16 protein-coding genes are annotated in these 15,119 nt (G+C 64.6%); 8 read left to right on the top strand and 8 right to left on the bottom strand.

Translation table 11 applies throughout. The annotated features are described in order from the left end of the window. Window positions 1-195 precede the first annotated feature (195 nt). The 3 genes from VNW74_RS16075 to VNW74_RS16065 all read right to left on the bottom strand — a co-directional run bounded on the left by VNW74_RS16075 (window position 196) and on the right by VNW74_RS16065 (window position 2,004). A complete protein-coding gene (locus VNW74_RS16075) occupies window positions 196-1,128 on the bottom strand; it encodes a class I SAM-dependent methyltransferase (RefSeq protein WP_325678490.1) in 933 nt (310 codons plus the stop codon). 68 nt (window positions 1,129-1,196) lie between these two features. Next, window positions 1,197-1,610: a hypothetical protein gene (locus VNW74_RS16070; protein ID WP_325678488.1), complete on the bottom strand. Its 414-nt coding sequence runs from the start codon at window positions 1,608-1,610 to the stop codon at window positions 1,197-1,199. 10 nt (window positions 1,611-1,620) lie between these two features. Beyond that, window positions 1,621-2,004 carry a nuclear transport factor 2 family protein gene (locus VNW74_RS16065; protein WP_325678486.1) on the bottom strand — a complete coding sequence of 128 codons (384 nt, stop codon included), beginning with the start codon at window positions 2,002-2,004 and terminating at the stop codon, window positions 1,621-1,623. A gap of 102 nt (window positions 2,005-2,106) precedes the next feature. On the opposite strand from VNW74_RS16065, the gene VNW74_RS16060 reads away from it, so the two are divergent. After that, window positions 2,107-3,102, top strand: a complete 996-nt coding sequence (locus tag VNW74_RS16060) for a phosphotransferase family protein (protein ID WP_325678531.1) — start codon at window positions 2,107-2,109, stop codon at window positions 3,100-3,102. Next, window positions 3,099-4,271 (top strand): acyl-CoA dehydrogenase, encoded by a 1,173-nt coding sequence (locus VNW74_RS16055; RefSeq protein ID WP_325678484.1) that lies wholly within the window; start codon window positions 3,099-3,101, stop codon window positions 4,269-4,271. Before VNW74_RS16060 ends, VNW74_RS16055 begins: the two co-directional genes overlap by 4 nt. Here VNW74_RS16055 and VNW74_RS16050 read toward each other — a convergent pair. Beyond that, window positions 4,268-4,633, bottom strand: coding sequence for an STAS domain-containing protein (locus VNW74_RS16050; protein ID WP_325678482.1), 366 nt, complete (start codon window positions 4,631-4,633; stop codon window positions 4,268-4,270). The genes VNW74_RS16055 and VNW74_RS16050 overlap by 4 nt on opposite strands. A 162-nt stretch (window positions 4,634-4,795) precedes the next feature. Here VNW74_RS16050 and VNW74_RS16045 point away from each other — a divergent pair, with 162 nt between their 5' ends. The 5 genes from VNW74_RS16045 to VNW74_RS16025 are packed head-to-tail and all read left to right on the top strand — an operon-like array spanning window position 4,796 to window position 9,356. Beyond that, complete coding sequence (locus VNW74_RS16045) at window positions 4,796-5,701, top strand: STAS domain-containing protein (RefSeq protein WP_325678480.1); 906 nt, start codon at window positions 4,796-4,798, stop codon at window positions 5,699-5,701. Between the two features lie 33 nt (window positions 5,702-5,734). Then, window positions 5,735-6,121 carry an STAS domain-containing protein gene (locus VNW74_RS16040; protein ID WP_325678478.1) on the top strand — a complete coding sequence of 129 codons (387 nt, stop codon included), beginning with the start codon at window positions 5,735-5,737 and terminating at the stop codon, window positions 6,119-6,121. After that, window positions 6,111-6,521, top strand: a complete 411-nt coding sequence (locus VNW74_RS16035) for an ATP-binding protein (protein ID WP_325678476.1) — start codon at window positions 6,111-6,113, stop codon at window positions 6,519-6,521. Before VNW74_RS16040 ends, VNW74_RS16035 begins: the two co-directional genes overlap by 11 nt. After that, a complete protein-coding gene (locus VNW74_RS16030) occupies window positions 6,514-7,140 on the top strand; it encodes a SpoIIE family protein phosphatase (protein ID WP_325678474.1) in 627 nt (208 codons plus the stop codon). The genes VNW74_RS16035 and VNW74_RS16030 overlap by 8 nt, the downstream gene beginning before the upstream one ends. Beyond that, complete coding sequence (locus tag VNW74_RS16025) at window positions 7,137-9,356, top strand: SpoIIE family protein phosphatase (RefSeq protein ID WP_325678473.1); 2,220 nt, start codon at window positions 7,137-7,139, stop codon at window positions 9,354-9,356. Before VNW74_RS16030 ends, VNW74_RS16025 begins: the two co-directional genes overlap by 4 nt. Window positions 9,357-9,370: 14 nt before the next feature. On the opposite strand, the gene VNW74_RS16020 is transcribed toward VNW74_RS16025, so the two are convergent. From VNW74_RS16020 to VNW74_RS16005, 4 genes are all read right to left on the bottom strand, one after another. Beyond that, complete coding sequence (locus VNW74_RS16020) at window positions 9,371-10,828, bottom strand: DUF4185 domain-containing protein (protein ID WP_325678471.1); 1,458 nt, start codon at window positions 10,826-10,828, stop codon at window positions 9,371-9,373. Window positions 10,829-11,147: 319 nt separating this feature from the next. Further along, window positions 11,148-12,257 carry a GGDEF domain-containing protein gene (locus VNW74_RS16015; protein ID WP_325678469.1) on the bottom strand — a complete coding sequence of 370 codons (1,110 nt, stop codon included), beginning with the start codon at window positions 12,255-12,257 and terminating at the stop codon, window positions 11,148-11,150. Between the two features lie 313 nt (window positions 12,258-12,570). Continuing rightward, window positions 12,571-12,747, bottom strand: a complete 177-nt coding sequence (locus tag VNW74_RS16010) for a hypothetical protein (RefSeq protein ID WP_325678467.1) — start codon at window positions 12,745-12,747, stop codon at window positions 12,571-12,573. Between the two features lie 233 nt (window positions 12,748-12,980). Next, window positions 12,981-14,210: an MFS transporter gene (locus VNW74_RS16005; protein WP_325678465.1), complete on the bottom strand. Its 1,230-nt coding sequence runs from the start codon at window positions 14,208-14,210 to the stop codon at window positions 12,981-12,983. Between the two features lie 118 nt (window positions 14,211-14,328). On the opposite strand from VNW74_RS16005, the gene VNW74_RS16000 reads away from it, so the two are divergent. After that, the coding region (locus VNW74_RS16000; protein ID WP_325678463.1) for a LysR family transcriptional regulator at window positions 14,329-15,119 on the top strand (791 nt) is incomplete at its 3' end.

Genomic DNA, 15,119 nt, shown 5'->3' with positions numbered 1-15,119 from the left:
AGAGCTAACGTACCCACGGCGGCAAACGTCCAAACATCTAGACAAAACATCTGAATAACTGACAGAGAACGTTTACACCGTTCTCGCTGCCAGTGCCGTTCAGTGCCTCAGGAAGGCCAACGCCGCCCGACTAGTGCTGCGATACAGAAACATGAAACATTGCGGCTCGGCGGCAGCCAGCTGCGCCGCCCACCATCAGGATCGTTGCGCAGAAACGAAGACGGTCGCCGGCAGGACATCGTCGCCGGGGACGTTACGTCCGTACCGGGCCAGCATCTCGCCCATGGTGACGGCCGACGCGGCCCAGCCGTGTTCACGCAGCCAGTCGGTCACGTCGGTGCGTTCCTCGGGGTACCAGAGGTCGTCGACGTCGGGCACTTCGATGTCCAGCACCCGGGATGCCGAGGCGCGGAAACGTTGCGTCTGTTCACGCTGACGGGCCAGCTTGTCGGGATCCGCCGCGTCTTTCGCGGGCACGTTGACAGCCAGCCAACTGCCGGACGGACTCAACGCCTGGACGCGCTCGAACAGCAGATCCTGGGCCCGCGCAGGCAGATACCGGAGTAGCCCCTCGGCCAACCACACCGTCGGGATCGATGGGTCAAACCCCGCCTCCTGCAACGCTGTTGGCCAATCCTGTCGCAGGTCTACCGCGACGCTCACCAGCCTCGACGTCGGGTGCGCGCCGCGGTTCCGCAGGGTGGTCGACTTAAACTCCAGAACCTTGGCCTGATCCAGCTCATAGACTACTGTCCCGTCGGGCCATGGCAGCCGCCAGGCGCGCGCGTCCAAGCCGGCCGCCAGGATCACCACCTGCCGAACGCCGGTCCCGACCCCGTTGAGGAAGTACTCATCGAAAAACGCTGTCCGAACGGCCATGAAGTCGATCATCACCTGCATGTGGGCCAGCAGATCCGGGTCGAGATCGGTCAGTTCGGCTGACTTCGTGGGATTCGCCATCAGGCTCCACATGCCGTCGCCGGCCGCCTCGAGAAAAGCCCGTGCGAACGGATCCCGGAAGAGCGGGTTCTCGCTTTCGGTTTCCGCGGCGCGCGCCGCGGCCACCCCGAGCGCTGTTGATCCCACACTCTGGGTGATGTCCCAGGAATCGTTGTCGGTTCGCGGCATCGCTGTTCCTCTCGTCTCCAACCAGCCCCGGACAGTACGCCGCGTGTCTGTGAAGGCCCTGGGCCCCGCTACTTTCGGTTCGCGGCGATCCACTGCTCCGCCCGACGCTTCGACGCGCGCGAGAGCCAGCCATCTTGGATGAGCTCAGCCAGCTCTGTTCTGCTGACATCGGCTAGCCTGCTGGCCCGGATCAGCACCGAGGGATGGTCGTCGAATCGATCGGTGGTGAAGAAGGGTGAATCCGGATCCTGCACCAGCGCCAATTTCTCGCTCTCGGATTCCACCCAGATCATGATCACGTCGCCGAGCCGCTCCCCGGTATCGGGGTCGACGGCGTCGGGTTGCGGGGTGCGGAAGAAGACGTAGGACTTGCCGCCGACCTGATAGATCGCGTTGCCCTTCGGCCCTTCGATGCGCCGGGCATGGGGCATGCCGGCGGCGATCTCATGGACGTCGCTCAGTCGGGCAGCCCGGTCGGTCACTACAACTCCGTCACTGCTGCAACAACTCTGCCATCGCCGGGATGATTGTCTGCAACGCCTTCAGCGGTCGCAGCATGACCTTGAACGACACGATCTGCTCGTCGTCGTTCCAGTGGATCATGTCGACCCCGTTGACGTAGATGCCGTCGATCGTCGCGGCGAACTCAAGGATCGCGGATTGATCGTTGTACCACTGCTCGACGTAATGGAAGTCGGTGTCGCCAAACACTTTCACGGCGGCCTCGAGGTACATCAGGGTCTTCTGGCGGCCTTCCTGCGGAGTGAAGACCGCGGGCGAGAAGAACACCGCGTCGTCGGCGAGCAGAGCGTCCAGTTCGTCGGTACGACCGTTCTCGATGATCGAGGTCCAGCGCTGGATCACTGATGGCGTCATGGCGCGATCCTTGCAGACCTCCGCGATCCGGGCCGACACCGGGGAAGGGTAGCTTCTTGGAACGTGGACGACCCAGAAGCCCTAGACGCCCTGACCGAGTGGATGTCGCAGCAAGGGTTAGGCAACGGCCCGCTGGAGAACGTTTCGAAGATCAGCGGCGGAACACAGAACATCATGTTGCGGTTCACCAGGGCGGACCGACCATACGTACTGCGACGCGGGCCGAAGCACCTTCGCCCGCGCAGCAACGTCGTGATCATGCGCGAGACCCAGGTATTGGCCGCGCTGGCCGGCACCGACGTGCCGCATCCGCGCTTGATTGCCAGCTGCGACGACCCGAACGTGCTCGGCGACGCGGTCTTCTATCTGATGGAACCCATCGACGGGTTCAACGCCGGCGAAGAGCTGCCCCCGCTGCATGCCGGCGACCCGGCTGTGCGGTTCCGGATGGGACTGTCGATGGCCGACGCCCTGGCCAAGCTGGGGGCCGTGGACCATCGCGCCGTCGGGCTCGGCGATTTCGGTAAGCCCGAGGGCTTCCTGGAACGCCAAGTGCCGCGCTGGCTTTCGGAGTTGGAATCGTATCGGGCGTTCGAAAACTATCCCGGGCCCGACATTCCCGGCGTTGACGACGTCGCCACCTGGCTCGAACAAGGCCGGCCGTCGGCGTGGACGCCGGGCATCATGCACGGCGACTATCACGCCGCCAACGTGATGTTCTCCCGGACCGGCCCCGACGTCGTCGCCATCGTCGACTGGGAGATGTGCACGATCGGCGACCCGCTGCTGGATCTGGGCTGGTTGCTGGCCACTTGGGACCAGTCCGGCGGATCCAGCACGTTCGGCGGCACCCTCTTTGAGATGAGCGGATTGGCCAGCAACTCAGACCTGGTCGAGCAATATGCCCGCAACACCACGCGCGACCTGTCGCACATCACCTGGTACACCGTGCTGGCGTGTTTCAAGCTCGGCATCGTGCTGGAGGGCACCCTGGCGAGGGCAAGCGCCGGTAAGGCGCCGATGGAAGTCGGCGAACTACTGCATGCGGCCACGGTGCGCCTGTTCGAGCAGGCGTGCGAGTTGATGGAGACCACATGATCGATTTCGACATACCTGCGGAGCTGGCCGCGTTGCGCGACGAGATCCGCGCGTTCGTCACCGAGCGGATCGTGCCGTACGAGGCTGATCCACGCCTTACTCGACATGGCCCCGACGACGATCTGCGATCCGAGCTGGTGGAGCTGGCCCGTGCAGCGGGACTGCTGACATTCCAGGCGCCCAAGCGTTTTGGTGGCCGGGAGCCATCGCACCGCGAGCAAGCGGTGCTGTTCGAGGCGGCCGGTTGGTCGACGCTGGGCCCGGTGGCGCTCAACTGCGCCGCACCCGACGAAGCCAACATGTACCTGCTGGGGCGGGTCGCCAGTGAGGAGCAGATCGATCAATTCCTGCTGCCGGTGATCGACGGGCGGTCGCGGTCAGTGTTCGCGATGACCGAACCCGGCGGCGCCGGTTCGGATCCCAACCAGCTGGCCACCGAGGCGGCGTTCGACGGGGTTGACTACGTCATCAACGGGCGCAAGTGGTTGATCACCGGCGCGAACGGCGCGGGGACGTGGATCATCATGGCCCGTGTCGCACCTAACCCGCACGGCGCCGACGGGCCGACGCTGTTCCTGTGTGATGGCACTACCGCGGGCATCGAGATCGAGCGGGTGATGAACACGATGGACCGCAACTACGTCGAAGGCCATGGCGTTGTGCGGTTCAGCGACCTGCGGCTGCCGTCCTCGGCAGTGCTCGGCGAGGTCGGCCAAGCCCTGCGCTACGCCCAGTTGCGGTTGGCACCGGCACGGCTGACGCACTGCATGCGCTGGCTGGGAGCCGCGTCGCGTGCGCAGTCGATTGCCGTGCAGCACGCCCGCGAACGCACCGCGTTCGGCAAACCGATCGGCGAGCACCAGGGCGTGGGTTTCATGATCGCCGACAACGAAATCGCCTTGCAGCAATGCCGACTCGCGATCTGGTGGGCCTGCTGGGTTCTGGACAAAGAGCGTGGCACGGGCCGGCACGAAAGCTCAATGGCGAAGGCCTACGTGTCGGAGGAGCTGTTCAAGGTCGCCGACCGCTGCGTGCAGATCCTCGGCGGCATCGGTATCTCTGACGAGACACCGGTCGGCATGATCTTCTCCGATATGCGGGCCTTCCGCCTCTACGACGGCCCAACCGAAGTGCACAAGTATGCGATCGCCCGTCAGGTGCTGCGCTAGTTATTAGGGCCGATACCCACCGCCGCCAACGCGTCGTCCAACGTCGGGTACAACGAGATGATTTTGTCGAGGCCGGTCAACTGCATCGGTCTGCTCGTCGCCGGATTGTCGGCCACTATTGCGACCCGAGCGGATTTGCTGACCCTTTCGTGGGCGGCGGCCAGGATCCGCAGGCCCACCGATGCCATGAACCTCACTTCGGAAAGTTCGATGACGAGAACTGGCGGATCATCGTCAAGCGCTCCCGCTATTGCCGCTTCAAAAGCCGGCGCGGTGCTCAAATCGATTTCGCCGCCGATGCTTACCACGGAGACCCCTTCGCGGTGCGCGACGGAGGTGGTGATCGGATCCGCAGCTGACAACGGCCATCCTTAGTCTGGCGTCCCATCGCGCCTGGCGGACCTGGTGCCGACCCGGTGCCGCCGCCGCAAACTGGCAGAAATACTACTTCAACTCCTCGTCCGGCGAGGCTCGGTTAGTCTTGGCGCGGGGAGTGTGCCAGCCGCGCGGAGCCGGGAGGTTCGATGTCGGATCAGACGATAGATCTTGCGGGAACGGGCGTCGTCAATCAGACGCCACCGATCTCGAGCGAAGGTTTGCTGCTGCCACAGCTCGTGCAGCACCTACGCCAGAACCGAACGGCGTTGCGGGAGGAATGGGCCCGCAGGATCACCGAGGCCGAATTGCTCACCGCGATGTCACCCGAGGAGATCTTCTCCGAGGCAACGACGGTGTACGACAGCTACGTCGAGGTGCTCGAGACCGGTAGCGTCGAGGCGCTGCAGGACTACGCGCGCGACTTGTCCGAACGCATCATTCCGCGTGGTGTGGAGACCAATGAGGTCGTCGGCATCGTCTTGCTCCTGCGCGACGTCCTTGCCCGGTCGCTGTTCGAGAAGTACCAGACGGACTTCGACCTGCTGAACCGGGTGCTCGACGCCTACGAGCCCGCGGCCAACCGGATCGCCAACACCGTCGCCGTCGGCTTCGTGCAGGAACGCGAGCGCATCATCCGGCAGCAGCAGGAGGCCATCCGCGAGCTGTCGACGCCGGTGCTGCAGGTGCGCGAGCAGTTGCTGATCTTGCCGATCATCGGCGTCCTCGACAGTCAGCGCGCCCGGCAGGTCACCGAGCAGCTGCTGCGGGCTATTCGCGCCAACCGCGCCAAGGTCGTCGTCATCGACATCACCGGTGTGCCCACCATCGACTCCACGGTGGCGAACCACTTGGTGCAGACCGTCGACGCATCGGGCCTGATGGGCGCCAGCGTGATCATCACCGGGCTGTCTTCGGAGATCGCACTCACCCTGGTGACGATCGGGCTGGATCTTTCCAAGATGAACGCCGTCGGTGACCTGCAGGGTGGAATCGAAGAAGCCGAACGCCTGCTGGGCTACGAGGTCACCCGCACCGGCGAAACAGGCGGATAACAAGACTTCGTTGAGAGCTAACACGAGCGCGCCATGCCAGTACCGATCCTGAAGCAGGGCCCAATCCTCATTGCGTCGGTGCAGGCGGCGCTGACCGACTCCGACACCGAGCGACTTCGCTACGACCTCATGGAGCGGGTCAGCCGTTTTCGCGCACAGGGCATCATCGTCGACGTCACCGCCATCGACGTGATGGACTCGTTCGCGGCACGGTCGCTGCGGACCATCGCGCACATGACGCGGCTACGTGGGGCGGACACCGTAATCGTCGGCCTGCAACCGGAAGTCGCGTTTGCGATGGTCCAGCTGGGCTTGATGTTCGACGATATGTACACGGCGCTGGACCTGGAAGAAGGTCTGGCGCTGCTGAATAGACAACTGGGGCTCGGAAAGTCGATCGGACTCGACGGTGGCGGATGACGTCATCGTCGATGTCGGCAACCCCGACGACATCGTCGCGGCACGTCAGGCGGGCCACCAGCTGGCCCGCAAGCTGGGCTTCTCTTTGACCGATGTGACGATGATCGCCACGGCGATCTCGGAGGTCGCCCGTAACATCACCAGCTACGCCGGTTACGGCGCAATTCGGGTTGGGGTGCAAGACCGAGAAGGCCGGCAGGCACTGGTGGTGCGTGCCGAAGACGACGGTCCGGGTATCGCCAACATCGAAAGGGCGATGGAGGACGGCTTTTCGACCGGGCGGGGCCTGGGACTCGGCTTGCCCGGTGCACGCCGGCTGATGGATCGCTTGATCGTGGAGTCCACACCGGGTCACGGAACAGTTGTTGAGATGTGGAAGTGGATTCCGCGCAATGGCTGAACACGGCTGGCTGGGTCCGATCGAGTGGGCGGCCAAGGCGCGCCCGCGCCCGGGCGAAAACGTTTGCGGCGACCGGATGATCGCGGTCGACGTGGACGGTGCCGGCGCCCTGATCGGCGTGCTGGACGGTCTGGGCCATGGCGCGGAAGCCGCCGAGGCGGCCACCCGCGGCGTGGACGTGCTCCTCGCTGCCCGTGCCGAGCCACTCGACGTCCTCGTGAAACGCTGCCACCGAGCTCTAACCGGCACCCGGGGGGTCGCGATGACGTTGGCGCGCATCGATTTTCGGACCGATACCCTGAGCTGGGCGGGAATCGGCAATGTCGCCGCCGACCTTGTCGCCAAGCGACCTGCCGGTGTCGAGGTCCGGTCCTCGGCACGTCTCGCCGGCGGCATCGTCGGCTACCGGATACCCGAAGCCCTTATACCGCAGGAAGTCCCGATTCGACCCGGCGATTTGCTGGTGATCACCAGCGACGGCATCGTCGAAGATCACTTGGACGACATCGACTTCGCCGCATCGTCTTTGGCGATCGCCGATCAGATTCTACGCAGACATGCCAAAGACAACGATGACGCACTGGTTCTCGCCGCACGTCACCGAGGCGTGTCGGGATGACTCGCGACTTCCATGTCGAGTACGCCGCGGCGCTGCGTACCTACCTGCAAGCGCGCGGCGAAGAAGAGCTTGCCGTCGGCCACGAGCTAGGGCGTCGAGCCCTAGAAGAAGGCATCAGCATGCTGGACGTCATCGAGAATCACTTCCGGCTAGTCGACGACTTCGCGCAGGAACCGGGCTTCGACGGGGCGGCGGCCCTTGCCTTCCTGTTGCAGATGCTGGCCCCACTCGATGTCGCGACTCGCGGATTCCTAGACGGCACAAGGCGTTACGAGGAGCAACGGGCCCGCGCCGAAGATCTTGCCGATCGCGACGAGTTTCGCAGCGCCTTGGTGAATTCGCTGCAGGAGGGATTCTTTGTTGCCGATCGCACCGGCGCCGTCGTCGAGCTCAATGATGCCTTCACCAAGATCACCGGCTATCCGGCGCACGGCATCCCCTACCAGTGGCCGCACCCGTGGCTGGTCGACGAAAAGGCGGCGCGGCTGCAGCAATCCAGGCTCGGGCAAGAAACCCACGTTCAATACGAGACCCCGATCCGGCATCGAGACGGCCGTCTGGTGTGGGTGACGTCCAACATCAACCGGGTCATGACTGATGCCGCCGATGGCGACGTGTACGTCGGAACGCTTCGCGATATCACCGCCGAGCGCGCCTTCGCAGCCCGGGAAAGCGCGGTCCTGCGCCTGGCCACGGCCGTCGGCGTGGCAAAAAGCGTGGCCGAAGTGCTGACGATCACCCTGGACGAGTGCCGCCTGACGCTCGACGTTCACCGGGTGGTGGCCGCGGTGTGGCCGACGAACGGAGGTGACCCGACGATTCAGGTCGCGGGCGAGAAAGCCCCATTGCCCTGGCGTCAACTAGATCCGGTGCTGCGCGAGATATTCCACCAAGCGCGTCACCAATTGCCGCTCACGGTGCAGCCGATCGAATGGCCGGACGCTCCCGGTACGCCACGCGGCATCGTCGCAGTCCTGACCGGCGCTGGGGACGTCGCATTGTGGCTGGAGCTTCGGGTGCCTCGCCGGGTCAGTGCGGAAGATCGGCTGCTGGTCACCGTCCTCGTCGGCCACCTCGGGCTGGCAATCCAGCATGTGCGCCAGTTCGAGACCGCGCGTGAGACGTCGCTGACTTTGCAGCACGCGATGCTGGCGCCAACGGAGCTTCCGCCCGGCTTCGCGGTCCGCTACGAGCCGGCGGTCACGCCCCTGGAGATCGGTGGTGATTGGTACGACGTACTGGGGGTCGGCGACAACCGGATTGGCATCATCGTCGGAGACTGCGTGGGGCGTGGCCTCTCGGCCGCGGCGGTGATGGGTCAGCTCCGCAGCTCCGCGCGAGCTTTGCTACTCACCGGCGCCGAGCCTGGCATGCTGCTCGAAGACCTCGATGCCGTGGCCGAGCTGATCCCGGATGCCTTCTGCACCACCGTTTTTCTGGCAGTTCTGAATACCACGACCGGTGAATTCTGTTATAGCTGCGCCGGTCACCTGCCGGCGATTCTGGCCGCGCCGCACTCCGAGCCGACTCTACTCTCAGACGCTCGCTCAGTACCGCTGGCGGTAAGCCGCAAGCGTTCACGGCCACAATCCGTCGTTGTCCTGCCGCCCGGCTCAACGTTGATGCTGTACACCGACGGACTGGTCGAGCGACGCGAGGTGTCAATCGACGACGGCATCGCGCGGGTCAGTGCGACGGTGGCCGGCGGGTTGAATCTGCCCGTCGATGGCGTCGCGGACGCGGTGCTCAGCGCGATGGCACCGTCAACGGGATACGACGACGACATCGCGATCGTCGTATACCGGCAACCGTATGCCCCGTTGAAGATTGAAAAGGCTGCAACCGCTGGGCAATTGAGCGATATCCGACACCGGCTCGCCACATGGCTACGCGGCGCCGCCATTCCGGAGGGGATGATCGCCGACATCGTCTTGGCCGTCAACGAGGCGGCCGCCAACAGCATCGAGCACGCCTACCGTGGACATAAACCGGCCAAGGTCCGGGTGGAAGGCGAAAACGACGGCGCCCGTGTGCATGTGAGGATCGTCGACAAGGGTTCCTGGAAGCCAGAATCAGCCGACCCCGGTGTGCGCGGACGCGGACTGCTGCTGATCCGCGCCGTGAGCGACTGGCTCGAGATGGAGTGCACCCCGTCGGGAACGACGGTGGACATGAGCTTCCGACTCCCGGCCGTGGCGTCGTCGCAACCGGACTGATAAGGCGCCTGGGGTTACGGCAACACGGTGTGCATCAACATCACGTCGTATGCGGACCACAGCGACAGGTTGAAGTACAAGTCTCTACCCGACGACCAGGGATGGATCATCGGCGCGTAAATGCCGCCGGGCATCGAGAAAGACGACACCAGCGGTTGTTCCGGACTCCACGGTCCTTCCGGAGACGGCGCGGTCCGCGCCACGACGTCGTTGCTGCCACCGTTGGTGTATAGCACCAGGTATTGCTTGAGATAATCGTTGTACTGCCCTGACATTTCGCCCACCGGCCCCGGGAAAATCGGCGTCGCAGCGCCTGGGTCCATCGGGACCCAGCCCTTCCCCTCGCCGTTCCAGTACTGGTACTTGGTGAGGTCGGGCACAAAGTTCGGGGGAACTCGAGACAAAAACGCTGGGCCGCCGCGTCCCGACGGCGTCCCGAACGAGTAAAGGTAACCGTCCTTGCCCTTCATGAACGCGCCCATCTGGAAGTTCTCATTGCCCGGAAAATAATGGCCGCCCGGGACGGTGTCCGCAGAGGCCAGCCGGATGGTGCGGGGGAAGATGCCCCAGCTCTGACCATTGTCGACGGACCGAGCGATTCCCGAGTAGTTCGTCGACCATTCGCCGTCGCGGCCCCAGTTCTTGATCGACATGAAGTTCATGTATTGGGTTCGCCCTAAAGCAATCGCGGAGGTCGGAATGATCCCCGTCTCGTGCGAGGCCTTATGGATGCTGTTGACGACTTGCTTGGAAAGGCCGGGTGCCCACACCGGTGAACCGGAGTATGGATTGTTCGGCACCCCGTCCGCCACGTGGATTCCCTGCGACAGGTCGCGGTCTTGGCTGCGGAAAAGTACGTTGTATCGCCACTGTTGGCCGTGGACGCTGCAATAGCCGAAGGTGTCACCGAAGGCCATCAGGACCTGATGATTGCCGGGATCGCCGTTATCCCAAGGGATCCCGAGGTCAGTCCCGGAGATGCCGAAACGTTCGAGAGTTTTGTTCGGGCTATTCGGCCCGGTCACATAGTCCACGAGCGAGGTCGGAGCCCCCGCGACCTGGGCAGGCGGCGGAGGTGCCGGGACGGCCTGCGGAGCCGCCTGATTAACGTTCGGGGGTTGCTGGAACGCCGCGCCGGGAGGAGTGGGCGCCGGTGTCACCGCCGCCTGCAGTTGCGCCTGCTTTTGGGCCTGGGTCAGGGGTTTAAGGAGGGAACCGAAGGACTGGATCAGCGGACCCAGTTTGGGCAGCGGCGCGTTCTCGTTTGTACCCCGCGGCCTGCGCCCGGTCGGTGGTGCAACGACCGGGGCGGGCGCGGGCATGTCCGGCAGCGCGGCAGGAGCCGGAACGTTGGCTTCCGGGGCCGAGCACGGCGTCGCGATCGCCGGCGGCGCGAAGCCGACCGGAACGACGAGTCCGACAGCGGTCGCCGACGCCACCGATATTGAAACGATCCGACGAATCGCCGACATGTCCCACCTTTCCAGGGGCGAGCCGTCGCATTGACGTCCGCAGTTGGCTTATGTGACGATAGTGGTCGGTGTGGCTGATGTTGCCATCGAGTTTTCAATAGGTATGCATCCGTGACCGTGTCGCAACGCGGCGACGGTTGTGGCAAACGCGTTGCACCGGCGCCCCGAGTCCGAGCGGCCATGACCACGCCCACAGCCGGCCAACACCTCATCGAGCAGCACTTGGCCATCGACCATCCAGGCTCTTGGTCACAGTGTTTGCTTTTAAATGCGGTCGGGCGAAACGGCGTCAAAGAGGCAGATTTCGCCTAGAGGCGCCTTAACCTTTCGCTTCGTAAAGCTGGTTATCGGCAGCGCATAGAAGATCGGTGAATTCCATGCCCGCGGTTGTCGTGGCGACACCAAAACTTGCCGTGATGGACTCGAAGTCGGGAAGTGCCCGGAACTGAGTGTGGGTAAGCTCGTTGCGGATTCGTATCGAAAATTCCGTGGCATCGCGATGGGTCGATCCGGTCAAGTAGACAGCGAACTCGTCGCCACCGATCCGCCCTAGCAGGTCCGACGTGCGCGCCGAGGCTCCGAGCAACACGCAAAGATCGCGCAGCACCTCGTCACCGGCGATATGCCCGTACCGGTCGTTTATCTGCTTGAAATTGTCGAGGTCACAAACGACGAGGCTCGAAGCAACGTGGTTACCTGCGGTGAGGAGATGCTTGACCCGTGTCTCAAATCCGCGACGGTTCAGCACCCCGGTCAGCACGTCGGTATCGCGTTCGCGACGCAACGTCGCGACGACGGTCGCTAGTTCCTGCACGGTGATCGTCGCTGCGAAACACGTCGCCAACAGCACAAAGGCAATCACAAACGGCGGGGTGAAGGCGTCGAACCCCGAACGTTCTGCGGTAGAAAACAATTCGACATCAAGCCCCACCCAGGAACGTAGGAGGAAGTAGCCGATCAAAGCCAACGTCGTCAGTCCTAAGACCCCGTCACCTCGTCGGCCGTTGGTGAGGAATCGACCGCGATAAAAAGCGGAGATACCTATACCCGCCGCGGTGTAATCCTGGACGCGCACTTCCCACGCAAGACTCCGATGAGTCGCTGCCAGAACTAATAGGCCAGCCACGCCGAGCAGCCCAATGACCTCAGCGACGTAGGGACCTGGCCCACGTCCGGCGCGGCGAACCATTCCTTCTAGTCCGAGGTAGATACCGCACAGCAGGAACACCCCTGAGATCACAACGCGGTATGCGGCATCCAGGGGCGAGAGCTCGACAAGCATTCCCAGGGCGATACTGACCGGTGACGCCGTGATGAGCACCAGGTAGTGGTGCTTGCGTTCGATAAACCACACGCCGCAAAGGGTTGCCGCTATAGCCACCAAGAGCAGCCAAAGGGCCTCGGCCCAGACCCTGGAGACAACGGACATCAGCCTGCCTCCTTAGCCCCTGTTGTCGACAGTCGATTGGTTGCGTTGCATGTGCTGTACGAATGGGCACGACAAGTGCCGGTACGGATTGTTACTTCAGCGGTAGTTCAGCCCTCGCCTCCCCCGGTCGCGGTAACCAAGTGGCTGCAAACGACTCGTCTCTTGGTAAGGCAATTCTCAGCCGCGCGTGAACCAAAGATAGCGTCACAACTCCGAGCCCGATAGCCGTATGGCTGTGAAGATGCCTGGTCGCTGATGCAACGGCGGCAGGGCCTCGATCAGCAAAGCGATGATGTCGGATACGACGGCTAGATCACCTGGCGTCGAACTGCTTCGTCTTTCCCGACCACAGCCGCTCTATCGAACTGACCTCTCGCACGACGACATCCGACTCCGGTCCATCGTGCCGGCGTAGCACATCGATCAGTTCCGTCTGCGGACGCAGTTCCTCGAGGAGATGCCCGCAGCGCGCGGTGCGGATGGTTGCCACCAGCAGCGATCACCACGAGTCGGGGAGTGGGCGGCCATCGGCGAGGTTGCCCGATGGTGCTAACTGCCGGTACCCCCAATGCCCCTCACCGGCGGATTCACACGATGAATACGAATCGATTAGCCGCACCACCTTCGTCATTGTTTCCGCGCGACTGTTCACGCGAAGGTCTGACTTCTGGCCCGTGGCTATCACGACGTGCCGGGCGCTGACCGTTGTCCTTCGGCCGCCGATCATGGGGTAGCCGCCATCGGCGCGGCCGGTCGCAGCCTGCGCAGCAGGATTGCGAGGATCAGCACGGCGACCAGGAACGCGCCGGTGTAGTCGGTGACACCCGGCCAGCCGGCCGCCGAATAAACGAGGCCACCGACTGTGCCGCCCACACTGGAGCCGAGGTAGTAGCAGAACACATAGACTGCGGGGCCCTGCACGCCGAGGGTGGCCGACCGCGCGCTGACCCAGCCGCTGGCCACGGCATGCGCGGCGAAGAACCCACCGGTGGTGATGATCAGCCCGACGATCACCGCGGCCACGCTGCCCGTGGCCAGCAATGCCAGGCCGGCCAGGGTGATCACGGCCGCCACGCACAGCACATGCGGGCGGCCGAACCGGTCGGCTAGCCGACCGGCGAACGGTGAGGCGAGGGAGCCGGCCAGATACGCCACGAAGATCAACCCGACGACGGTGCGGGAGAGTCCGAAGCCAGGACCGAGCAGCCGGTAGCCGAGGTAGTTGTAGACCGTGACGAAGCAAGAAAACAGCAGGAGGCCGACGGCGAACAGTCCCAGCAGCCCGGTGTCGCTGAGTGCGCGGCCAATCGACCCCGCCGACTCCCCCACGCGCAGCGGGCGCGGCCGAAAACCAACAGACGGCACGATGGTGCAGTTGAACGCGATCGCGCAGGCCAGCGCGAGAACGCCAACCACAGCCAGGGCCCACCGCCACCCGGCTACGTCGTCGACCAGGGCGCCAACCAGCCGTCCGGTCATCCCGCCGAAGGCGGTGCCCGCGACGTAGAGGCCCATCGCGAAGCCAAGCGAATCGTCGTGCACTTCTTCGACCAGATATGACATCGCCACTGCCTGGATGCCGGCCAGCGCGAGGCCCTGCAAAGCGCGCAGTACCAGCAGCACGGTGAAGGTCGGGCTAACCGCGAGCAGCAGCGTCAGCACGGCCGTGGCGAACAGCGAGACGGTCATCACCGGTGTGCGCCCGAGGGTCGCGGATAGGGCGGTGAGCGGCAGCACACCCACGGCCAGTGCGCCGGTCGCCACCGAGACAGCGAGGCTGGCACCCGCGGGTGAGAGGTGGAACGCGGCGCTCAGCGACGGTAGTAGGCCCTGGGCCGCGTACAGCGTGCCGAAGGTGGCCAGTCCGGCACAAAACAGCGCGAAGTTGATCCGGCGGAACCCGGAGCTGCCTTGCCGGTGCCGGGTCTGGGGGCTGGCTAGACAATTCACCATGTCGCCGACGGTAGGTACCGGCGATTGATGCGTCTAATGCGGCCGAATGCCGTGATCCATGTATAAATGCATCGATGGTTGTAGACCAGCGCAGGTGCTCGGGGTGACAATTTCCGGTGTGTCCGACGTAACACTCGTGCGGTCGCTGGCCCCGAAGCTGGCGCTGCTGCATGCTCTCGCCGAGGAGGGCAATCTGACCAGGGCCGCGGCCACGCTGGGCCTACTGCAGCCGACCGCAAGCCGGTGGCTGGCGGCGCTGTCCGCCGAGTTGGGGACGCCGGTGGTGGTGCCCGACGGGCGCGGCATCCGGCTCAGCCGCGTTGGCGCCAGCCTCGCCCAGGCGGCCGGCCGGACGCTGTCCGAGCTGGCCACCGAGGTGCGCCAGGCCACCGACGAGGCCGATCCCGAGCGCGGCTCGGTGGTGCTCGCGTTCCTGTACACCCTCGGCGAGCGGCGGGTACCCGGGCTGTTGCGGGCGTTTCGGCGCGAGCACCCGCACGTCCGGTTCACGCTACTCGAGGGCGCCCATGGTGAACTGATGCTCGACCACGTCCGTAGCGGGCGCGCGGACCTGGCGTTCACCTCGCCGCTACCTGCACCGGGCGAATTCGCCGGGTTCACCGTCGAAGAGCAGTCGTTGATGGTCACGGTGCCGGCCGAGCACCGGCTGACCGGCAGAGCGTGGGTGAGGATGGCTGAACTGGCCCGCGAGCCGTTCGTCGGGATGAAACCGGCCTCCGGCCTGCGCCAACTCACCAACGAACTCGCTCAGGCGGCCGGCTTCACCCCGGCGCTGGCCTTCGAGGGCGAGGCGATGGACACGCTACGGGGCCTGGTCGCCGCCGGTCTCGGCGTGGCCGTGCTGCCCGCGGCGCAGCCCGCCCCACCGCCGGGGGTCGTAGAGATACC

The organism is Mycobacterium sp. (assembly GCF_035570115.1).
Lineage (GTDB): Bacteria > Actinomycetota > Actinomycetes > Mycobacteriales > Mycobacteriaceae > Mycobacterium.
This window is presented reverse-complemented; position numbering and strand designations above follow the sequence as displayed.

Excerpts from the sequence above, each read along its gene's own strand:
- VNW74_RS16040 (WP_325678478.1), top strand. The coding sequence starts at position 5,735 with ATGCCAGTACCGATCCTGAAGCAGGGCCCAATCCTCATTGCGTCGGTG.
- VNW74_RS16020 (WP_325678471.1), bottom strand. The coding sequence starts at position 10,828 with ATGTCGGCGATTCGTCGGATCGTTTCAATATCGGTGGCGTCGGCGACC.
- VNW74_RS16060 (WP_325678531.1), top strand. The coding sequence starts at position 2,107 with ATGTCGCAGCAAGGGTTAGGCAACGGCCCGCTGGAGAACGTTTCGAAG.
- VNW74_RS16075 (WP_325678490.1), bottom strand. The coding sequence starts at position 1,128 with ATGCCGCGAACCGACAACGATTCCTGGGACATCACCCAGAGTGTGGGA.
- VNW74_RS16015 (WP_325678469.1), bottom strand. The coding sequence starts at position 12,257 with ATGTCCGTTGTCTCCAGGGTCTGGGCCGAGGCCCTTTGGCTGCTCTTG.
- VNW74_RS16055 (WP_325678484.1), top strand. The coding sequence starts at position 3,099 with ATGATCGATTTCGACATACCTGCGGAGCTGGCCGCGTTGCGCGACGAG.
- VNW74_RS16025 (WP_325678473.1), top strand. The coding sequence starts at position 7,137 with ATGACTCGCGACTTCCATGTCGAGTACGCCGCGGCGCTGCGTACCTAC.
- VNW74_RS16005 (WP_325678465.1), bottom strand. The coding sequence starts at position 14,210 with ATGGTGAATTGTCTAGCCAGCCCCCAGACCCGGCACCGGCAAGGCAGC.
- VNW74_RS16030 (WP_325678474.1), top strand. The coding sequence starts at position 6,514 with ATGGCTGAACACGGCTGGCTGGGTCCGATCGAGTGGGCGGCCAAGGCG.
- VNW74_RS16065 (WP_325678486.1), bottom strand. The coding sequence starts at position 2,004 with ATGACGCCATCAGTGATCCAGCGCTGGACCTCGATCATCGAGAACGGT.
- VNW74_RS16045 (WP_325678480.1), top strand. The coding sequence starts at position 4,796 with ATGTCGGATCAGACGATAGATCTTGCGGGAACGGGCGTCGTCAATCAG.